Origin of the sequence: Streptomyces sp. BE20 (assembly GCF_036322525.1) — a bacterium.
Taxonomy (GTDB): Bacteria; Actinomycetota; Actinomycetes; order Streptomycetales; family Streptomycetaceae; genus Kitasatospora.
Genome location: NZ_JAQYWW010000442.1, coordinates 1 through 406, shown reverse-complemented (window position 1 = coordinate 406; position 406 = coordinate 1). Strand labels below are relative to the sequence as shown.

1 protein-coding gene is annotated in these 406 nt (G+C 76.6%); it reads left to right on the top strand.

Annotated elements, in window-relative coordinates; translation table 11 throughout:
• Nucleotides 1-406: SpnB-like Rossmann fold domain-containing protein (locus PUR61_RS04465; RefSeq protein WP_329875845.1), on the top strand; the 406-nt coding region annotated here is incomplete at both ends.

The window sequence follows — 406 nt, the reverse complement described above, 5'->3', positions numbered from 1 at the left end:
TGGTGGTCCTGACGCGTCGGGCGGTGGCCGTGGACGAGGGGGAGACGCCCGACCTGGCGACGGCCCCGGTCTGGGGTCTGCTCCGCTCGGCGCAGAACGAGTTCCCGGGCCGGATCGTGCTCGTGGACACCGACGGCGCCGTGGCCTCCGAGGCGGCCCTGGCCGCCGCCGTCGCCACGGGCGAGCCCCAACTCGCCCTGCGGGACGGCGCGATACGCGTCCCCCGGTTGGCCCGGGTGACCGTTCCGCCGCAGTCCGAGGCGCACCCGTGGAACCCGGACGGCACGGTTCTGATCACGGGTGGTACGGGGACGCTGGGGGCGATCCTGGCGCGGCACCTGGTGGCCGAGCGGGGGGTGCGGCATCTGGTGCTGCTCTCCCGGCGGGGTGAGCGGGCGCCGGGTGC